Genomic DNA, 18,139 nt, shown 5'->3' on the forward strand with positions numbered 1-18,139 from the left:
GGTTTATCCACACGAAATGTCCCTTAAGCCCAAGATGTTTCCGTCTGGATCCGAAATGTAGGCGGAATAAGAACCCCATGGCATTTTCTTCGGTGAGGCAGAAGCCTCGCGATAGGAATCTGGAAGTTGACTCCAGTACTCGTCGACGTCCTCGACAGAAAACTGGATTACTGCTCCGCCGGGGGTCGCCGGACTAGTGTTAGTGGCTGAAGCAAAAGCTGAAGAATCGAATACGCCAATTACGCTGTCATCAAACGACACTTCAAAATATCCTTCTCCAGCAGACAATGGCTTTACCTCGGAGTTTGGAAGTTGATGGTAGAACTCCCATGAGGCTTCGATATTGCGGGTCAAGATTGTCAAATGATCGAATCGCATGATTGGAATAACCTTTCTCGCTGGGCCAAAGATTTGTTGCGATTATTCCAAATACCCTTTGCACGTGTGCGGTATTAGAAGTCGAGGCTATTGGATTCTTCATGCGGTGACTTGGAGCCTTCAAGCAAAGGAACCAAAGTAAAGGCACCATTTGCGGGGACTAGGATGGAAAACCCCAGGTGATTGCGTGCGGAGTTTCGCATAAGGTGTCAGTACTTTGGTTCCTTTGCGGCTGAGGGAGGCACCTCATCGAACGTCCATGGTCAACCGCCCCTAATCGAACTCGGGGGCCTCGAAGCCGTCTTCCTTGAGCCACTCCACGTGTGGCGGGGTATTCATGCCCCATTCCGTGCGGACGAGCAGGAAAGCCTCTTTCACCTCGTCCTCGCCATAGCCGCCATCGCGCAGGAACTGGCGGAAGCCGCGGGGGCCAGGTTCTTTGATCCACAGCCACACGTAGTCATCCAGCGTGCTATCACCCAGGATGTCCTCCATGCCCGCTGGCAGCAGCTCACGCCCGGCGCGCACGCGCTCCTCCAAGTCAGCATCGAAGAAGTCGTAGAGATAATCCAGGCCGTCTTCCAGCTGAGCGTACTCATAGGCGTCCATTGATTCGCTCCTCTCGCCACCATTCTTAGTCACGGATCAGCACTCCCCTCAACTGTGTTTCTTTGCGCCGAGGGACATCCGGTCGACGTCGGCAAGCACTTCGTCCACAATCATCGGGTTGAATTCCCTATCGCGGCGCAGGCGCAGCAACTCTTGCTGGGCGCCGGCAAGGGCTGTTCGCCGTGCCGCGAGGGCCACCTCACGGGCCTCGATGGCCATGCGCAGACGAGTTGTAGCGTCCTCACCGTCCTCGTCCTCACCGAGGCGGTCCTCAAACCATTGGGCAATATTTGCCGCAGTGTCGGGGTCCAGTTCCTCATACTTCGCGCGCATCGCAGCAATGCCGGCTTTACGCGCGCGGGAGGTAATGGTCGCGCGCATTTTATCCGTGGCTGCCTGCGAATACGTAGTGAGGTCGAGCTGACGCATAAGCCACGGCAGCAACAAGCCGGGAATCACCATGGTCATGAGCAGCACCACGAGGGCGATAACGGTCAACTCGTTATAGAAGCTCAAACCACTTGGAACAGACAGAACCAGCGCAAGAGTCACCAAACCGCGCATGCCGGACCACGTCATAAGCAGCACTTCCTGCAGGCGCTGCGGCGCCAGGCGTGGCTTCCCGCGGCGCCTATTAATGAGATAGAAGGCGTACATCCACACCAAGCGCACGAGGAAGGCAACAACGGACAGGATGACGCCGATGATGACCGCATGCCAGAGGTCCGCACCCGCGGCGTCGATGGCGCTGAACACGGTCAAGCCAATGAGGCCGAAAGCCACACCCGTGAAAAGTAGCTCGACGGTCTCCCAGAATGACTGGCCGGAGAGGCGGTCCTCCGCCTGAATCGGCGCGCGGGAGTGCAGTTCCACCGCAGCAATCACCACAGCGATGACACCGGAGGCACCGAGCTCCTCCGCGGCGATGTACACGGCAAAAGGAATCACCCACGTCAACGCGTTGCGAGCGATAACCTCGTGAACCGCGCCGACGAACCACGAAGACACGCGCCCCACGACGAGCCCGAGAATGGTGGCTACCGCCGCGGAGTAGAGGAAACTCGTCACCGCTTCCCCGGCGTGCATCTCCCCCGAGCTCGTCACGGCTTCCAGGGCGAGGTGGAAGGCCACAATAGACGCAGCATCATTGAACAGGCCCTCAATCTGCAGCACGGAAATGATGCGCCGCGGGATACCGGCTGGTTCTGCCACGGCCTCGACGGCCACCGGATCTGGCGGGGCAATCGCGGCGCCGATAAGGATGGCGGCAGCGAGCCCCAAGCCCGGCATGAAAGCACGGGCGGTGAATCCCACCGCCAGGGTCGTAGCCACCACGAGCAGCACGGACAGAGCCAGGATGGTCATCCACTGCTCACGAATGACACCCCACGATGTTCTCCTTGCCAGCGCCCACAACAATGGCGGCAAGAAGATGGGAAGAATGAGGTCAGCAGGCACGGAGAATTCAAATGTGCCATTCGAGAAAGTGGCGTACACCGAAACCGCCACCGCCGTAAGGATAGTCAAAAGCGCCGGCCAGGGAAGTCCTATTTTGTCCCCTACCGCCTTGACGATGACGGTCAACAGCATCAGGCCAATAAGGACAAACAAAACTTCCATGCTGAGCTTCTCTCTCCGTTAAATTTTTTGTTCTCAGACTACCGCTGTACAGCCGGCGAGGGGGAGGAGCTACACAGCGCCATCCCAGACGAAGGCCTCCCGCGATAGCTTCTCCGGCTGAAACTGTTGGCACAGCTCCTGTACGGAAGAGGCCTCATACCCTAAGGAGTGGGCCAAGAGCTTGACGACGTCCCCCGCATCCCTACCGTGCCCATCGAGCAGCTGACGCAGGGTCACCGCCCCATCGCGCTTGGACAAACGCACACCCTCAGCGTTGAGCACGAGCGGCACGTGGACGAACTCCGGCTCCGGATAGCCCAGCTTGTGCGCCAGGTAGGCCTGGCGCGGGGCCGAAGACAGTAGATCATCACCGCGCACGATCTGATCGACGCCTTGGAAGGCATCATCAACAACAACCGCCAGGTTATAGGCCCAGTCCATGCCCTGGTTCGGATCCGCTGGGGGCTGGCCGCCACGGCGCAGGATGAAGTCATCCACCTCCCCGGTGTACTCGCCGGCGAGGGCATCGTGGATGGTGAAGGAGGAGGCGTCGGCGCGCAGGCGTATGGCTGGCACGCGGTTTTGAGCAGCCAGCTCGGCGCGCTTGGCGGCCCGTTCATCGTCGCTAAGCGCGCGGCAGGTGCCCGGGTACTGTCCTGGGATGGCGTGTGGGGCGCGGGAGGCTTCCTGGATGTCCTTGCGCGAGCAGTAGCACTCAAAGGTGGGAAGCTGGGCGAGTGCCTTCTCATAAGCCGCGTAGCGATCCTGCTGGTAGATGACCTCCCCATCCCAGTCCAAGCCGAGCGCGGCGAGGTCCTCCAGCTGGCGCTGCGCCGACTCCCGCGAGGAGCGCTGCGTGTCAATGTCCTCCACGCGCATAAGAAAGCGGCGCCCGCTGCTCCTGGCGTAGAGCCAAGCCAGCAACGCCGTGCGGAGGTTACCCAGATGCAGATCGCCGGACGGGCTCGGGGCATAGCGCCCGGCGGGGCTGAGAGAATCCATGCCCACCAGTCTACGAGGAGGCCCGCGCGCGTCGGAGTCCTCTACTAGAATCTCCCCCATGGCTTCTGACGCGACGTATCCCCTGCTTGATTCTGCCGACGCCGAGCGTATGCTCGCTTATGCGCGTGCCCAGGCGCCGGGGCTTTCTCTTCCCACCGTTGAGTCCGCCCACATTGACAAGCAGATCGACCGCGTGCTGTCCAACGACACGTTCCAAGGCTGTGCGGAGGATGCCGTCCCTGCCGCCCACTACTTGGAGGCGCGGGAGACACTTCGCGTGGCTGCTGGCACCATCGAGAACATCGACGATTCCCTCACCATTGCCTCGATTGGAGCGCTGACCGGGCAGCCGTCTCTCGTAGCTACTGGCTATACGCGTGTGGCCCGCGCATGGTTGGATAACGACAACACCGAAGAAGCAGAGAAATTTGCGGCCAAGGCAGCAGCGGCTGGTGACGACACCGCGCTGGGCGAGATCGCCGCAGCTCGCACCGCGGCCAGCCACAAGGATTTCTCCGAGTCCGCCCCCGCTAGCGAGAATGCATCAATCAGCCCCGACAGCACGACGTCGCTCTCGGATCTGCAGGAACTTCTAGATTTCGCAAAGAACGGCGATGCAAAGGCGCATGCGGCCGACTTCGTGGCTGTCAACGACGCTGTGACCGGAGGCAAATTCGACGGAGCGGGTGCCACGATGGCCGCAATCCTTCAAGCCATCCTCGAATCGGCCGTGGGCGCACTCTGGGCATCCAACTCTGCCGCCGACTGTGAACGCGTGGCTGCGCAGTCCTTCACCATCCTCTCCAACGCACGCAGCGACGAGGATTACCAGCAGCTCCCAGCGCCCATGCTGGCCCGCTTCTACAGCGATGCCGCACAACACTCCCCTGACGATGTAGAGCAGCGCGTGGCCTGCTTTGCCGCCGCTGCCCGCGAGTACCAACGTTGCGGCGACCTCGACGGTGAGCTGCACGCCCTCCTCAAGACCGTGGCCCTCGATGTTCGCCACCGCGATCCGGAGGAGGCCTACGACATCCTGGCCTCACGCTATGTGGACTCCACGAAGCTCAAGAGCCTCCCCGTAGCCGCCAAGTGGACCGTTCTGTATTCCGAGAGCCTGCGCACGCAGGCTCAGGACATGTTTAAATCCACCCAGGTGTTGCTCGACTTCTTGGAGAAGCACCCCGCGTCCCAGGCCACCACGTCTTCGGAGCAAAACGCCATGGCGGAGGTAGCTGAGCTTCTTGGGGATCGCTACACCGCCGCCAACGCGGCAGACCGCGCGCGCAACATGTATCACTTTGCGTTTAACCTGTTTGCCGCAGCGGGCAATTCCCGCGCGCTCGAGGAACTGCGCAAGAAGGCCTAAGCCACACGCGTACAAGGCCTAACGCTGTCGTTCTTGCCCACCAAACCACTGCCGGTTCGCCGGCAACCACAGCAGAACGATGACTGCCGCGGAGACGATCGACGCGGGCATCACCGAACTCAGTGGAATGAGCAATACCACGATGGCGCTGATAGCGGTCAAGGCAATCCGCGCCGACTGCTGCGCGTGCAGCACATAGGTCGTGATGACACACACGAGAAGGACCAGCACGCCCAGCAGCACGCCGAGCTCCGTGGAGAGCTGGTCCGTGCGGCTTACCGCCGCCGGGCTGTTTTCAAAGGCCACGAGCCGGCAGATGTTGTAGACGGCGTAGCTGGTGATGAAGATCTCCAGCACCGCTGCGACCTTCAGCGGCCACGGTGCCCACTGTGCCTTCATATCGGCGGCGCGGCGGGCCTGGCGGACGGTGTCGCTGACCTGCCCATAGCGATAGTCCGGCGCGGTCCCGGCAGGCGAGCCCGGCTGCGGTGCTCCTGGGGACTGCGGGCTGCCGAAAGTCATGACACGTCCTGCACAAAAACGCCGCGGCGGCTGAGCAGCCAGCGGATGGGATCCAGCACGCGATAGGGCGCAATGCCGCTGCGCGCCAGCTGGCGGCCCGTCGGGGCCTCCCCCAAGGCGGAGACCACGAAGAAGCTGCCATCGCGCGGCGCGGCTGAATAGAGCTTGTTGATCAGATCGTTGGCGCCCAAGAAGCGCAAGAGCGATTCCGCTTCGAGGTGAACCATCCAACGGTCCGAATCGCGGAAATTCCACCCGGTGTCGCGGCGGAAGGCAGCACCGCGGTTGGCCATGAGCTTCTTCCACCGCACGTCATCCACCTGCTCTAGCTTCTGCACCGTGTCAAACTTCGAGATGGTCACCGCGAGCGGCGGCGGGGTATCCGTATCGAGCAAATCCAGCAGGTTATCCAGGACCCGCAAAGAGTCCGCGCCCAGTTCACCAATGTTGGGAATCAGGCCGTGGATAAAATCCTGAATCTGCTGCACGCGGAGCGGATCGAAAAGGAAAATCACCAAATCCGCGTGCGAGAAGAACGCCAGGTTCTCCCGGTCCGCCTCGTTTTCCGGAGGGTTCTCCAAGTCCTCGCCCGCCACGTCACGGAAGACCAGGTAATTCATGCGCTCGCGGCCCTGCTCATCCGGCCACTTACCGAGTTCAAAAATCAGCGGATCGCGCTGGTAGGCGTCGGTAGCCACCGCACTTGGTGTGGGGTCCATGGCACGCATCTCCTCAAAGAGCGGCCGCTCATAAACCTCCGCGTAACGCTCGCGCGTGGATTCATCCGCCGCTTGGACGGAGCGATTGTGCTTGTGCGCCAGCTGCTTGAGCTGCTTGATCATCACTGCGGTGTAGAGCGACTTACCGGAGTTACGCGCACCGGCCATGGCCACGCAATGCGTCACGGCGTCGGTCCATCCCTGCGGCAGCTCGCGGTTAGTGTACGGACTCACCGTCACACCATCCTCGAGCGGTTTAAAGGTCCACGGGCAACGTGCCTGGCTCATTAGTTCCTCTCTTTCAGCATGGCGGTGACGCGATCGGTCAGTTCCGAAAGCTCCGTGTTGGCGCCGGTATCGAGCTGCTTGACGACGTCCCCGTCGATCACCGCGTACGCCACATGAGCCGGGGTTCCGTTGATGTGCGCAAGCTCCAACTCCTGGCGCCCGATGGCGCTCGTGATGAGCACGACGGTAGGCACCTGGGTTTCCAGCATGGAAGCCACTGGGGAATCGGTGACGTAGATAGCAAGAGAGGCTGTAGAAGCCACCGTCGGCCCACGCCACGGGCGCTGTCCGACGCGCTCCGCTCCGTTATCGATAACGCCCGCGATGAAGCGCGTGAGCTCGTCTACCTTGTGGGTCTCGATGCTGTCCTGGCCGTCGGTGGCGCGGAAGTGCCGGAAGGCATCGGAGAGCGCATCGATGTATTTGGCGGCCGCCTCAACGATCTTCGGTGTGACGTTGACCTGCATGGAGGCGGAACCATCGACGACCACGGTAACGGCATCGAGGCCAGCGACGTCCAGCTCCGCGCGGCGCATCTTGGAGCGCACCTCGCGGGCGGAGTCGGTAATTCCGGCGCCCTCGGTCGTGCCGAATGCTTCCAGACGGTAGCTGCCGGATTCCGGGGTGACCTCGGCGAGGCGCTCGGCGGAGTCCTCGGCGGCGTCGATAAGCACGCGCGGGAACGTCACCGAGTCGCCCGCGTTGCTCACCGTCAGGCGCACCTCGCTGCGCAGGCCGAAGGTCCCATTCCCCTTCGGGCGCACAACGATGGTGGCGCGCTCGGGAAGGGAGTGCACCATGAGGGAGAGATCGTGGACGCGCACGGCGTCAACGCCCTCCCCCAGGATCGCCAGCTCCATCGAGGCGCCGCCGGTTCCCATCTCGAAGGCTTCGACGCGCAGGATGCCGTCTGAGCCGATGCGGCGGGACTCGCCGTCCCGCAGTGTGTATTTAGCCATGACGCTTCTTTCCTTCTCTTACCTTCCGTGGAATCCCGTGTTTCGCCCGTGCTCATTGGGAGCTGCGCCTCGGTGCTGCCACGCTGTGTGCTGTGCAAACTGCGCTGGCCCCGGCCGTTGCTGCAGGGGAGCTGAGCGCTCCGCCAGCAACTGTGTCGTACCATCCAGCAACATGGCGACGCGCCCCGTGGCGTAGCGCTCGCAATGCTCCAGCGCGATGACTCCCGCAAAATGCGTAGCGGTGAGGTACCCAATGTGCTCGAGTTCGCGGTTCTCCCAAGGCTGCAGTGCGTCTTCTGCCAAGAGGTTGAAATCCCGCGGGAAGTAGAACACCCAGGAGGCCACTATCGCGGACATCAACACCTTGTCCAGCCCCTCCCCCAACGAAGATTTATCAAGGTAGGCCAACTGGATTGAGCGGCCGCGGTTGACATCAAGGTGCTCGATCCACCAGCGCGGATCGAATTCCCGAAGCTTGTGCCACTCCTCGGCGCTGAGCCCAGGAACGTTGGCATTGCCGCCGGCAGCTCCTTGTGGCTGCGCCTGGCCGGCGGATGCTTCTCCCCCGGGTTCTGGTGCGGCCTCCGGTGTAGTGGCGAAGGGGTTCTCCTGCGGTGTGTTCGGCGCGGGGTTATCAAGCGGATTCGGCGGAAAGCCTGCCGGGGATTCGGCCGACGCCGCAAAAGGCGAGGACTCCGTCAGTGGTGCCCCAAAGTCCGCTGGATCCTTGCCCCAGGAATCATCAAAGCTCGGTGTGGTGGCCTGCTCGGGTGTGGTGTCGGCCGCAGCGTCCTGCTTGGTCTGCTCCTCCTGTGGCTCCGGGGCCACAGCCTCAGCTTCTTCCGCAGCACGTGCTTCATAAGCGCTGACGTCTGGCAGGGCTTCATCGAGCGCAAACACGACTGGATTGCCTGGGATGGTGGTTTCCGCCAAGCGCTGCTTTTCACTCGGCGGCACCACGAGCATGGTGGATGTGCTCAGCGGGAACTCATTAATGGCAGCTGCCTTCTCAAACGTGGAGAACCCGAAACCGTCCTCTCCCACCTCGCGGGCGGTGGCGGCAATCCACAACGCAGCTTGGTTGTCGGGCGCGACGAGAATAACTAAGCCATTGCGGGAGTTCAACACCGTCGCCATGGCAGAGACCAGCGCGCGGTTGAAGGTTGGGTTCGGGTTCGGGCTCACCGCTTTGAACGGCGCGGGAAGCTTGTCTGGGTGGCGGAACTCCCCATCCAGGAATTCCTCCAGCAGCACATCCGAGTGCAGCGGGCCGCGCGCCGAGATCTCCTCCGGTATCTGCACCTTATCCACCTCATAGATGGAAAAGGGCGCTGGAACGTCGGGAGAAAACAGGACCGTCGCCGGTGCCGGCGGGGTTCCCGTGCGCGAAATCGACGTGTACGTAAAGACGTTGCCACCGCGGCCGGTCGCATCCAGCCCGGCAGGGACAGACACCATGGTGACCCACTTTTCTGCCTCAGGAGTCAACGCGAAAACCGCGGTACGGCGGACCAGCTCCGCGCGCTGCTGGGCGGAGGGAAAATCCGGGATCGTCGTGCCGTTGTTGAGTGATGTCGGTACGAAGGACACCAGCTCGGCCAACTCCTCCTGGGTGATATCGCCGGTTTTCTGCCCTACTCCCCAGCCGCCGGCGCGGCCGTTGGCGCGGGAGAATGATGCATAGCTAAATGCGCCGCCCATACCTACTGGCCCCCTTGGTAGTACTGGTCCTGGCTGTAATCTAGACCGTAATTCTGCTGGTCATAGCTCTGCTGTTCATACTGTTGCTGACCGTAGTTCTGGTCATAGTGGGGAGTCTGATTCTGCATTGGTGGGTACAGCACCAGCCTGTAGGACACATCGCCTTCCACCACCACGGCTTTATCCAGTGCGCTCAGCGTGGGGGCGGGGTCGCTGTAGCTTTCGGAGAAACTGCTGAAGGCATCCTGCCCGCCGAAGCTATCGAAAGAACTATCAACGTGGCTGTCAAAGCCCTCAACCGCAAAGAGGCGGATAAAACCCCCGCGCTGGACGTGCTCACCAATTGACACCGTGAAATCCGGATGCTGCCCACGCATCGGGCCTAAACCATGAGCAACGTGCGTGGCGCTCTGCAGGTTGGTCTCCACGATGCCGAGTGCCTCACCGTCTTCGGGGAAAAGCGGCAGACGGTCAGCACGGTAGACCACCTGGCAGGAGAACTGGCGCTTATCACCGTTACCCAAACTCCACAGGAACACCCGGACCTGGCCTTGGGAGTAATCGACCTCGAAGTCATACGTCACCGGGCGCAGACCCTCGTACTGAATCACACGTTCATCGCCCTCGGTGCGCTTACCAGCGAAGACCGCATAGGGCCGCAGCCGCACGGTATCGCCATGCTGATCCAAGTGCAGGCGGATGCCTCCCTGGAGGTCGTAGTCCTCTTCGCGAATCTGGTCGTGCTCGCGGTTGGTGGAGTACTCCACGGCGGTCGCGCCCTTCGGCCAGTCGAAGGTAACAAGCTGGCTATCCACGCGCTCAATGAGACGGAACTGATCATCTCCAATGGACTGCACGCGCTGCAAAACCTTGGATTCGCCGACCCAGGCATCAGCGTCGTTGAAGTTCACCGGGGTGATGTAAACCTCGTACCAATCCGGCGGCCACGGCACCGTCGTGGTTTGGAAGGAGCCCGGCTCAGACACGCCGCGCGTCTCACTGATAGCACTCGACAACGCACTTTCGACGTACGTCTTCGGCACCGCCGACGTACGCAGATCCGCCTGCGGGGCGGTCGGCGTGAGATAGATTTTTACCTCACCGGTCTTGGGCGAATACCAGTCCACCTCAATGGAATCTTGGCCATAATCGCTGCGCCGCTCGCAACGTGAGAGCTCCAGTTTTTCAAGCTCGCTAGCCAGCTTCACCGAACGCTGAACGGCAACCTCGTCTTGGCTCTGCTCGGTAGCGCCGTGAAACTCCGCTTGGCCCAGCAGGGAAATGACCACGGTCTGCCCGGCTTCCTGCACCGGGATGGTGGCCTTGCGCCCGCTGCTATCCACGTCTTGTTCGAAGCGCGGGGAAAGCTTTTCCTTCTCACTATCCCGGCACGCATAAACCATGGCGCTCGAGTGCCCCGGCAGCAGGTCCCAGGACACTTGGATAGCACCCTTGATAGTGGAAACCTGGACGTTGACCGGTGGGAAAACCACGCCGGTGTCTCCCATAAAGACCGGCTGGCTGTTGATGAGCTCACGAAGGTCCCGGCCCTTGTAGGCCCACACCGCGTAGTGGCGCAGACCTGCCTCGCCCGGGGTGTGGTCACGGTAGGCGGTCCCCTTGGTGTAGACGAGGGTGTCGCCCGCGTCGGGTGAGGCAACCATCTCAGAATCATCGGCTACCACTCGGTAGAAGACCACCTCATCCGGCGCGTGGTCCAGCTCAGGCCACCACAAGCGCACCGGATGGCGCTGGTCGGTGTCCTCTGGAACCGGTTCTGGTTCCACGCCATAGCCAGGCTCTTCTTGAGAATCCTGTTCCGGCTGTGCCTCAAGCGGTACCTCAACCTCGAAGTTGATGCCCGGTGGAACCCAGTCTGGTTCTTGGCGGTACTGATACTCCGCCCGGATACCGAAGCCCGGGATAGTGATGTAGTCCTCTTCGTTGACCTGAGTCTTTTGCTCCTCCTCGGCCTGCAGTGCTTCCCACTCAGCGAAGAAGTCGCGAGGACCTGCCGACACAGACTGTGCCTTCTGTGTCTGCTGTGGCTGGGGGAATGCCGGGGCTGCCTCCACTCGTGCCGCTTCTTCTCGCGCCGCCTCTTGTTGTGCAGCGCGTTCACGCGCGACTTCTTCTTGTGCCGCGCGCTCGCGCGCGGCACGTTCACGCGCGGCACGTTCTTCCTGCGTCACCGCAGCGTTGCGCGCCTGCGCACTCAGCTCCGGATGGGCCACCTCCTCGCCGTTGAACGTGGCGGCGATCTGTTCAGCGAACTGCCTAAACGGTGCTGATACAGCGTCGCGCACATCATCGGCGCTCACGCGTTTGAGCTCGTGCAGGGTGCTCAGCTCACTCAGCGGTACGTCCGCAATCGAAGGTTTCGGGTTGTGTGTCATCAACGTTCCTTAAAGAGGTTCCGTCAGAAGGTTTCGTCGAGGTCTGAGAGGTCCGGGGCTGCCGGCTGGCCAAAGAATGGACGTGCGGCTGAGCCTTCGTTGTTCTCCTGCACCGGCGACTTAAAGTCCATATGATTCGTGTCATCCAACTCATCCAAGGACAGATCCGAAGGCTGAGCAAAGGGCTGTGCGCTGGACGACGCATCCGGAATCAAGTACTTGAAATCCGTAATCTTTCCGTACTGCACCACGGTCACCGAGCGTGAAAGCTGGCTGGTCAGCGCGGTCTGGCTGTCGACCTCCACGATGCGCGTGCGGGAGCCATCAATTTCGGTATAACCTTCAGCGCCGCCAGCGCTGGTGAGTGCGTTGGGGCTAAAGGCCTGGAGGGCTCCCTTTTCCTGGTTCATTCCGGCGAGGAACTCGGAGGTGCTCTGCACGCGGCTGCCGCCCTCCTCGCGGAAGGTCACGCGGCTTAGGTAGCGCTGCAGACTGCGGGTCATCCGCGGGTCCGTGATGACCTTCTGCCATTCCTGTTGCTTCAGGTCACGGTCCTGCATGTAAGCGTGATCGAGGTTGCGCGACAGGTTATCCAAGGCGGTGCTGGACCCCAGTCCAGCCATGCCCCACATCTCATTGAGTGCCACGGCCGAGTGGCCAGTGCGGTTGCGCTCGAAGGTGTTATTCATGTCATCGAGCAGCGACTTAAGCGAACGGTGCGCCCATTCGGTCTGGAAGATGTAGGAGCGGATTTCATCCGTCATGCGCACAGCATCGTCGCGGTTGAGCACGGCCTGGGCGATGCGAGCGTTTTCTGGAAGACCCGACTGCGGTGTCCGCAGCCGGTCGCTCGACGTCTCCTTGCGGCCGAAAGGTGCGTAGATCGCACGGCCCAGCAGCGCCGACCAGCTCAGGAACTGGTTATAGGCATTAGAGATGCGCGAGATCTCCGCGGAGGAGGTTGCCAGATTCTGGGCGGCAATTTCCTGATTGCGGTTGAGCAGCTTTCGTCTCTGCACGTAGTCAAAGATTTCACGCTGGGCCTTAGTAAACACCGCCCAGGAGCAGACGAGGAAAAGCACGACCGCCAGGATGATGCCCACGACGTACCACGGCCAGTCGAACCACTGTAGGTACTCACCCAGCGGCAAGTCTGGATTGTAGCGCCCGGCCACCATGTAGGTCATGAGAGCAAGCGCCACGAAGAGCACGATCCACATCGTGCGCAGCTTCCGGGTCAGTGCTTTGTTTTCCGCGTTGAAATCACGCGCTTGGAAGTTATTGGCCAGCTCTTGCAGCTCGCGTGCTTTGGCGTGCGCGTCGCGGTACTTCTGCTGGGCATGCCCCAGCTTCTCCCATAGGCCCTGGCCCACCTTCCAGGCGAAGGTGGTGCTGTTCTTTGCTCGCCACGACGCAAACTCGTGCTTCTTGCGGCTCACCGCCTCGTTGCGGGTTTGCTGGCTGGTGTACTCGATGTCAGCGGCAAAACGCTCGGCACCTACCGGATCGAAAGGCGCGACGGTTGCTTGGGACTCGTGTGTGTAGCCCAGCGTGCTGGTCATCAGCGGGTGGAAGCCTTGGAAGGAAGCGCTGACATCCTGCACAGACTGGCCACCGTATTGCACGATGTACATGTTGCCCTGGTTATTGCGCAGCCCCTTGGTGTCGATGCTCTCGCGCCACGAGCCATCGACCAAGCCGAGTGCATAGTCGTGGTATGCCTCCCACGTGCGCGACAACTGCGGTTCTTGTCCCAGAGAAAAGTGCTGCTCCCGGGCGACCCGCATGGTGTGCTCGCTGGCTTGGCGCAGCTCTTCGACGCTCGTCGCGCCGCTGCCCTTGCCGGAGTGCCCCGCCAAGACGACCTCCACGCTGGAGTCCTCACCGTAGAGCATCTTCTGCAAGAAGGTAGCCGCGTTCTTGTTCATCGCACCGCGCTGGCCCTCAACCCAATCCTGGGGCTTGCCGACCACCGTGGACCAGTACAAACGCAGATTATCCTTCAGTGCTGCCCAGCCGCTGACCTTGTGGGACTGCAGCTCCTCATAGGCGGTCGGGGCGCTCACCAACGGAGCAATCTCCTGGTTGATGAACATCTGTGCGCACTGCTCCGTGAGCTGCTCCGGGTTGGCATAATGCACGGTGCGCGAAATGTTGTTGACCTGCGGCTGTGGCAGGCGCTGGGCGGGATCGAAGACAGCCTTTTTAACCTTGTCCTCGATGTCATTGGCATCGATGGTGCGGTGGAAAGCGCGCACGAGACGGAAACGCTGCCGGTCACCTGTTTCGATGACGCGGTGCGTCTCCGGATCCAACACCGCCGGTTCCGGCATGCCGCGCCACAGACCGAAAATGCTGGCCACGGCCGGGGCTGCGAACTGTGCCAACTCGAAGCCGTCCGCGGTGCGCTTAATGGGACGGATGCGCGACGACGCCGGGGTTCCGCCCTCCTCCGGGGAGAGCACGAGGTTGCTCCAGCCCTGTAACGGGGCGATGTCCACGCTTTCGCGCGGGAGGGCGGAAAGCAACAGGCGCACGCGCAGATTGGAGGCCTGGATGAGCCGCTGATCGACGGCGCTGACCCACTCCGTGAGCTTGTCGACGTCCTGCGGTTGTTCCGCGTCCATCGGGTCAATGGTGGCGAGGAGGACGTCCCCGCTGAAGCTGCGGAGGGCCTCGTCGAGCGTCGACAAGCGCGCCGTTCCCTCTTCCGTAAAGGAGCGCACGACGGCCCCACTGGTGGGGTGGGCATAGTCGATCCAGAGGAAGTTCTGCAGGAGACCAACCGCACGCAGATCGCTAAGGCGAGAGCGGATGTCATCCGCGGTGGCGCCGTGTCCAAAGATAATTACGTTCGTCATTAGAAGGTGTCATCCAGGTCGTTGAGGTTGAATTCCGGCGCGGTGGGCTGGGCGAAGCCTGACTCGGAGCTACGCACCTGCGGCTCCGGCTGGGCCACGGGATTCTCCGCCACCGTCTTAGCCTGATCCAGGTAGTTGCGGATGACCGGAACCATCGCGATGACGTCCAACGCCAAGTCACGGTAGTACGGCGTTATCGAGGCAACTTCGCGGGAACGGATCTCAGCGAAAGGCTTTTCTTTCCGGCCCTGGCCCGGCAGAGCATTGGAGTGCCCCGGCACGAAGTGGTCTGCGCCGCGAGCAAACTTGTCCAGCTCGTTGACGAAAGTTTCGTAGCGATCCTGAATGGAGGTTCCTACAACTCCGCGGTTCGGGACGTCACCGTTAGCCAGGAACTGTGCCAGGCGATGCACCACTGGGTGCGTCGAGGCGCCAGAGTGAGCGAAGTCGAGGCCGTCGTCGAAAAGCCCACGCAACAGTTGGTACGGGTACAGCGAGGAGGCGAAACCATAACGCCCAGTTTCCTGAACCTTGGCGTAGGCGATGAAGATGGATTCCAGCACCGAGGACATCCAGTCCGACTTCTTGATCATGCGGCGTGGTGAGATGAGCAGCGGGTTCGGGAAGTCCACCCAATCGTTGACGCCGCCATCCGTGTCATCGAAAATGTGGGCCGCAGCGTTGGCGGCATCCGGGTTCGAAATGTAGACGCGGCCGGTGATACGCCCGATGATCCAGCCAGCCACCATGGCCTGGCGTTCCGTGTTCGTCAAAGGCAGTGCTGCCGGCAACGGGCGGGTGCGGCGCTCAGACCACCAGGAGCCGTCGAAATTGTCCTGCTTCTCAATGTCCTTGGCAATGTAGTTGAACATGGAGGAGAAGACGATCGGCGAGTAGTTCGGGTAGGAACCAAAGATCTCAATGTGCTGGACGTGGTCCGACATGTTGAGCGAATTGCGCAAAGCCACGGAAGAAGGACCATCAATCTCAGGGCGGCTCAGCACTGACTCCAGCTGAGCGGCAATGCCGGTCTCCGCAGAGCCCAGCTCCGCAAACGGAATATCGGAGAAAGAGTAGGTGTACTGCACCGACTTGCCGTGGATGCGCTGGACCATCTCATCGTTGACGGCAGCCAGCGGGCGGGCATAGCTCAGGGCCAGCTGGAAGGCCTCGATGAAGCGACGCTGACGCTCCGCGTGCTCAACCTCGTTGATGTCTGGGGTGAGCGTGAGGTAGCGGCGCAGGTCCACAGAGTTGAACTTCTGGAACTCGTAGTCACGGCGGTTAATCCACTGACGCGAGCGCTCCAGCAGGTCCGTCGGGCGAATCTTCGCCCGGTAGTGCGCACGCTGTGATTCGCGGGTTTCGCCATTTTGCGGATGGCGCGAGAGGTACTTGGATACCCAGCCGGCCCGGTTGGAGTAGGCATCGTTGGTGCGCTTCTGCGGCGCCAACGTGTCATTCGGTGCCTGGGCCGCATCGAGCGATTCCCATTCGCCGCGGATGACGGCACGCACGGCAAAGGGGTAGGCCTGCTCGTAGTTAGTGACATCCGCGGTGGACTGTTGGCCCTGGATGGTGCGCAACATCTGGTCCCGGTAGTCCGAGATGAAGGAGTTGACGTCGGTCAGCATGATTTCGTTCTCCGCGCCCTTGAAGCGGGATTCCACGACCTCATCGAACTCCGTCGGCCACGAGTTGACCTCATCGGTGCGGACATCAGCCAGCTTGTTGGTTTCCGGGCGCTTCGACACGGCCTTCTCCAACACCGCGTGGGCATCCCCCAGCTCGCGCTTGAGGTGGAAGAGGTTCTCATCGGCGTAATCCTGAAGGACGTCCTTGAGCAGGTGTGCGATGGCCATGAGGGCGTAGCTGTAGAACTGGTTGAAGTACAGGCCCATGAGCGCATTGACGGTGGGAGTCGGGTCCGTCATCTGCCCCTTACCGGTCAATGGGCTGAGGATGGGATCCGCGCCTTCCGGCTTCGTCAGCACGCGGGTGTTTTGGTAGTAGCCGGAGTACTCAGCCAGGCACGGCAGGAGGCGGTCGGAGTTGGTGAGAACATCCGTGATCTTGGAGAGCATCTCGCGCACATAAGGAACGCCCACCGCGGCCAGCTCCGCCTCCACGGCAGCGAGGACGCTATCGCTGAAGAAGTTGGCGTAGCGGTAGACGATGTCATAGGCGGCATTGTTAAGAACAGATGCGATGGCCTGCTCGTTGCGCGGATCCGCCATGTTGCCCTCGAACTCTTCACGCCATTCGTTAACGTTGCGGCCCTGGCCTACGGGGATGAAGCTCTGCAGGTATTTCGTGGCGCTGTCTGCAGCCTGCTGGGCTTGACCGCCAAACACGCTGTTGAGCCAGTTCCACACGCTGCCGCTGTCGATCTGCCCGCCCTGCGCCCAAGAAGGATCGAGCGTGATGGAGCCGAAGGCATTGGGCAGGCGCTCCTCCAGCTTCTTGGCAATCTGCATCTCGCCGGCCTCGGGGTTTTGCGGGTCAAGGTGCCCGTTGAAGAGGCGCTCGAAGGCACTGCGCGCAAGGCGCTGGGAGGAATACTCGGCGAAGCGATCGCGGCCCATCGACACCTGGGCATAACCCAGCGAACCCCAAGGCAGGCGACCCCACGGGGTTCCACCCGTCGGGCTATCCCAGCCGAAGAAGCGGCGGCCGCCGTCACCGGCCGGAGTGTTAGTCATTGCATAGGACACCAAGTTATCGCTGGCCTTGGTGGAGGCCATCAGTCCTGCCAAGGCTCGTCCCAGGCCACGGTAGATGGACATGGCGGAGCCGTCACCAAAGCGGGCGCTGGTGGTACCCATCTTGGAGCCGATCGGGAAAATACGGCTGAAGATCTGGCCCTCCGGCGGAGTACCCATGTCGAAGGCCTCAAAGACGGCGCGGTCATGGTCGCTGGAGTTGCCCATCTGCGCGGCGACGACTTCACCGAACATGGCGAGCGAGTTCGGCCACGCGCCGGCCATGTCATCTGCCTTGTTATCGGAGAAGATCTCCGGGGAGTACATGAAGACGAGCGTGCCCTGCGGGTTCACGTTCGGAATGGTGGTGAGCACACGGCACACGTCGAGGAACATCGAAGCACCTGCACCGCCTGCCATGGAGGACACCACGAGGACAACCGGCTGGGAATCACCGGTATCGGAGTCCAACTTGGTCTGCTTGTAGTTGAGGCGGTTGAGCTCCTGGATCGCCTCCTGTGTGAACATCTCATCCACCGCATCCTTGAGGGCCTGGCGAATCTCCTTCAGGTGCGGAAGGGTCAGCATGCGACCGATCGCACGGTACTGGCCGGCACCGTCAGCCAGCTTCACGTCATTGGTGGCGGGGTTGCGGGTGGCCCACGTTGCGATCTCCCCGAGCTTGCCGGAGCGGCCCAGGATGCTGGATACGCCTTCATCGAAGGTGTTGTAGTTCTGGCGCGAACCAATGCCCACGTAGTGGCCACCGTTCTGCGTAACGTTCGGCAGCTTTTGCGGGCCGGCTTCCTCTTCGAGCGGCACGTCGATGTTGACGAACTGCCAAGCCTTGGGCAGCTCGGTTAAGTCCGGGTCGATGCTTCGCAGCTCGGCCTTGAGCTGGTCCATCATGAACGCCAGTGTCTTGGCGCCGGAGCCACCGCAACCGACGACGAGGAACTTCTTCATCTCTAATTACCTTTCGAAGGGGAGGTTCGCTTCTGTTCTATTTAGGG

The 18,139-nt window shown here is 61.5% G+C and carries 12 protein-coding genes; 1 reads left to right on the forward strand and 11 read right to left on the reverse strand.

What is annotated here, in order from left to right:
* Positions 1-3: 3 nt before the first annotated feature.
* From HMPREF2635_RS12970 to gluQRS, 4 genes are all read right to left on the reverse strand, one after another.
* Positions 4-378: a VOC family protein gene (locus tag HMPREF2635_RS12970; protein WP_083321285.1), complete on the reverse strand. Its 375-nt coding sequence runs from the start codon at positions 376-378 to the stop codon at positions 4-6.
* Between the two features lie 273 nt (positions 379-651).
* A complete protein-coding gene (locus HMPREF2635_RS06825; protein ID WP_070509682.1) occupies positions 652-987 on the reverse strand; it encodes a hypothetical protein in 336 nt (111 codons plus the stop codon).
* Positions 988-1,035: 48 nt separating this feature from the next.
* Complete coding sequence (locus tag HMPREF2635_RS06830; protein ID WP_070509680.1) at positions 1,036-2,607, reverse strand: cation:proton antiporter; 1,572 nt, start codon at positions 2,605-2,607, stop codon at positions 1,036-1,038.
* A gap of 69 nt (positions 2,608-2,676) precedes the next feature.
* Positions 2,677-3,609, reverse strand: a complete 933-nt coding sequence (gene gluQRS, locus HMPREF2635_RS06835) for a tRNA glutamyl-Q(34) synthetase GluQRS (protein WP_070509699.1) — start codon at positions 3,607-3,609, stop codon at positions 2,677-2,679.
* 58 nt (positions 3,610-3,667) lie between these two features.
* Here gluQRS and HMPREF2635_RS06840 point away from each other — a divergent pair, with 58 nt between their 5' ends.
* A complete protein-coding gene (locus HMPREF2635_RS06840; protein ID WP_049157807.1) occupies positions 3,668-4,978 on the forward strand; it encodes a hypothetical protein in 1,311 nt (436 codons plus the stop codon).
* 18 nt (positions 4,979-4,996) lie between these two features.
* Here the strand turns inward: HMPREF2635_RS06840 and HMPREF2635_RS06845 are convergent, their stop codons facing one another.
* From HMPREF2635_RS06845 to HMPREF2635_RS06875, 7 genes are read right to left on the reverse strand one after another with little or no spacing between them, the layout of a single operon-like run.
* A complete protein-coding gene (locus HMPREF2635_RS06845; protein WP_070509678.1) occupies positions 4,997-5,500 on the reverse strand; it encodes a hypothetical protein in 504 nt (167 codons plus the stop codon).
* On the reverse strand, positions 5,497-6,507 hold the full coding sequence (locus HMPREF2635_RS06850) for a TRAFAC clade GTPase domain-containing protein (RefSeq protein ID WP_046648844.1): 1,011 nt from the start codon (positions 6,505-6,507) through the stop codon (positions 5,497-5,499). The genes HMPREF2635_RS06845 and HMPREF2635_RS06850 overlap by 4 nt, the downstream gene beginning before the upstream one ends.
* The gene (locus HMPREF2635_RS06855; protein ID WP_070509676.1) at positions 6,507-7,466 is read right to left on the reverse strand and encodes a hypothetical protein; all 960 of its coding nucleotides are present in this window, start codon (positions 7,464-7,466) and stop codon (positions 6,507-6,509) included. Before HMPREF2635_RS06855 ends, HMPREF2635_RS06850 begins: the two co-directional genes overlap by 1 nt.
* 18 nt (positions 7,467-7,484) lie before the next feature.
* Entirely contained in the window at positions 7,485-9,167 is a 1,683-nt protein-coding gene (locus HMPREF2635_RS06860; RefSeq protein WP_070509672.1) for a GAP1-N2 domain-containing protein, read from the reverse strand.
* A gap of 2 nt (positions 9,168-9,169) precedes the next feature.
* A complete protein-coding gene (locus tag HMPREF2635_RS06865) occupies positions 9,170-11,563 on the reverse strand; it encodes a SaeA-related protein (RefSeq protein WP_070821466.1) in 2,394 nt (797 codons plus the stop codon).
* A gap of 23 nt (positions 11,564-11,586) precedes the next feature.
* Complete coding sequence (locus HMPREF2635_RS06870) at positions 11,587-14,424, reverse strand: hypothetical protein (protein WP_070821467.1); 2,838 nt, start codon at positions 14,422-14,424, stop codon at positions 11,587-11,589.
* The gene (locus tag HMPREF2635_RS06875) at positions 14,424-18,092 is read right to left on the reverse strand and encodes a tubulin-like doman-containing protein (RefSeq protein WP_070821468.1); all 3,669 of its coding nucleotides are present in this window, start codon (positions 18,090-18,092) and stop codon (positions 14,424-14,426) included. The genes HMPREF2635_RS06870 and HMPREF2635_RS06875 overlap by 1 nt, the downstream gene beginning before the upstream one ends.
* Between the last annotated feature and the right edge of the window lie 47 nt (positions 18,093-18,139).

It is taken from the genome of Corynebacterium sp. HMSC035E02 (assembly GCF_001836065.1).
Lineage (GTDB): Bacteria > Actinomycetota > Actinomycetes > Mycobacteriales > Mycobacteriaceae > Corynebacterium > Corynebacterium hiratae.

Bases quoted from the DNA above. Each gene is read 5' to 3' on its own strand.
- HMPREF2635_RS06855 (WP_070509676.1), bottom strand. From the start codon at position 7,466: ATGGCTAAATACACACTGCGGGACGGCGAGTCCCGCCGCATCGGCTCA.
- HMPREF2635_RS06850 (WP_046648844.1), bottom strand. From the start codon at position 6,507: ATGAGCCAGGCACGTTGCCCGTGGACCTTTAAACCGCTCGAGGATGGT.
- HMPREF2635_RS06825 (WP_070509682.1), bottom strand. From the start codon at position 987: ATGGACGCCTATGAGTACGCTCAGCTGGAAGACGGCCTGGATTATCTC.
- HMPREF2635_RS06840 (WP_049157807.1), top strand. From the start codon at position 3,668: ATGGCTTCTGACGCGACGTATCCCCTGCTTGATTCTGCCGACGCCGAG.
- HMPREF2635_RS06830 (WP_070509680.1), bottom strand. From the start codon at position 2,607: ATGGAAGTTTTGTTTGTCCTTATTGGCCTGATGCTGTTGACCGTCATC.
- HMPREF2635_RS06845 (WP_070509678.1), bottom strand. From the start codon at position 5,500: ATGACTTTCGGCAGCCCGCAGTCCCCAGGAGCACCGCAGCCGGGCTCG.
- HMPREF2635_RS12970 (WP_083321285.1), bottom strand. From the start codon at position 378: ATGCGATTCGATCATTTGACAATCTTGACCCGCAATATCGAAGCCTCA.
- HMPREF2635_RS06870 (WP_070821467.1), bottom strand. From the start codon at position 14,424: ATGACGAACGTAATTATCTTTGGACACGGCGCCACCGCGGATGACATC.
- HMPREF2635_RS06875 (WP_070821468.1), bottom strand. From the start codon at position 18,092: ATGAAGAAGTTCCTCGTCGTCGGTTGCGGTGGCTCCGGCGCCAAGACA.
- HMPREF2635_RS06865 (WP_070821466.1), bottom strand. From the start codon at position 11,563: ATGACACACAACCCGAAACCTTCGATTGCGGACGTACCGCTGAGTGAG.
- gluQRS (WP_070509699.1), bottom strand. From the start codon at position 3,609: ATGGATTCTCTCAGCCCCGCCGGGCGCTATGCCCCGAGCCCGTCCGGC.
- HMPREF2635_RS06860 (WP_070509672.1), bottom strand. From the start codon at position 9,167: ATGGGCGGCGCATTTAGCTATGCATCATTCTCCCGCGCCAACGGCCGC.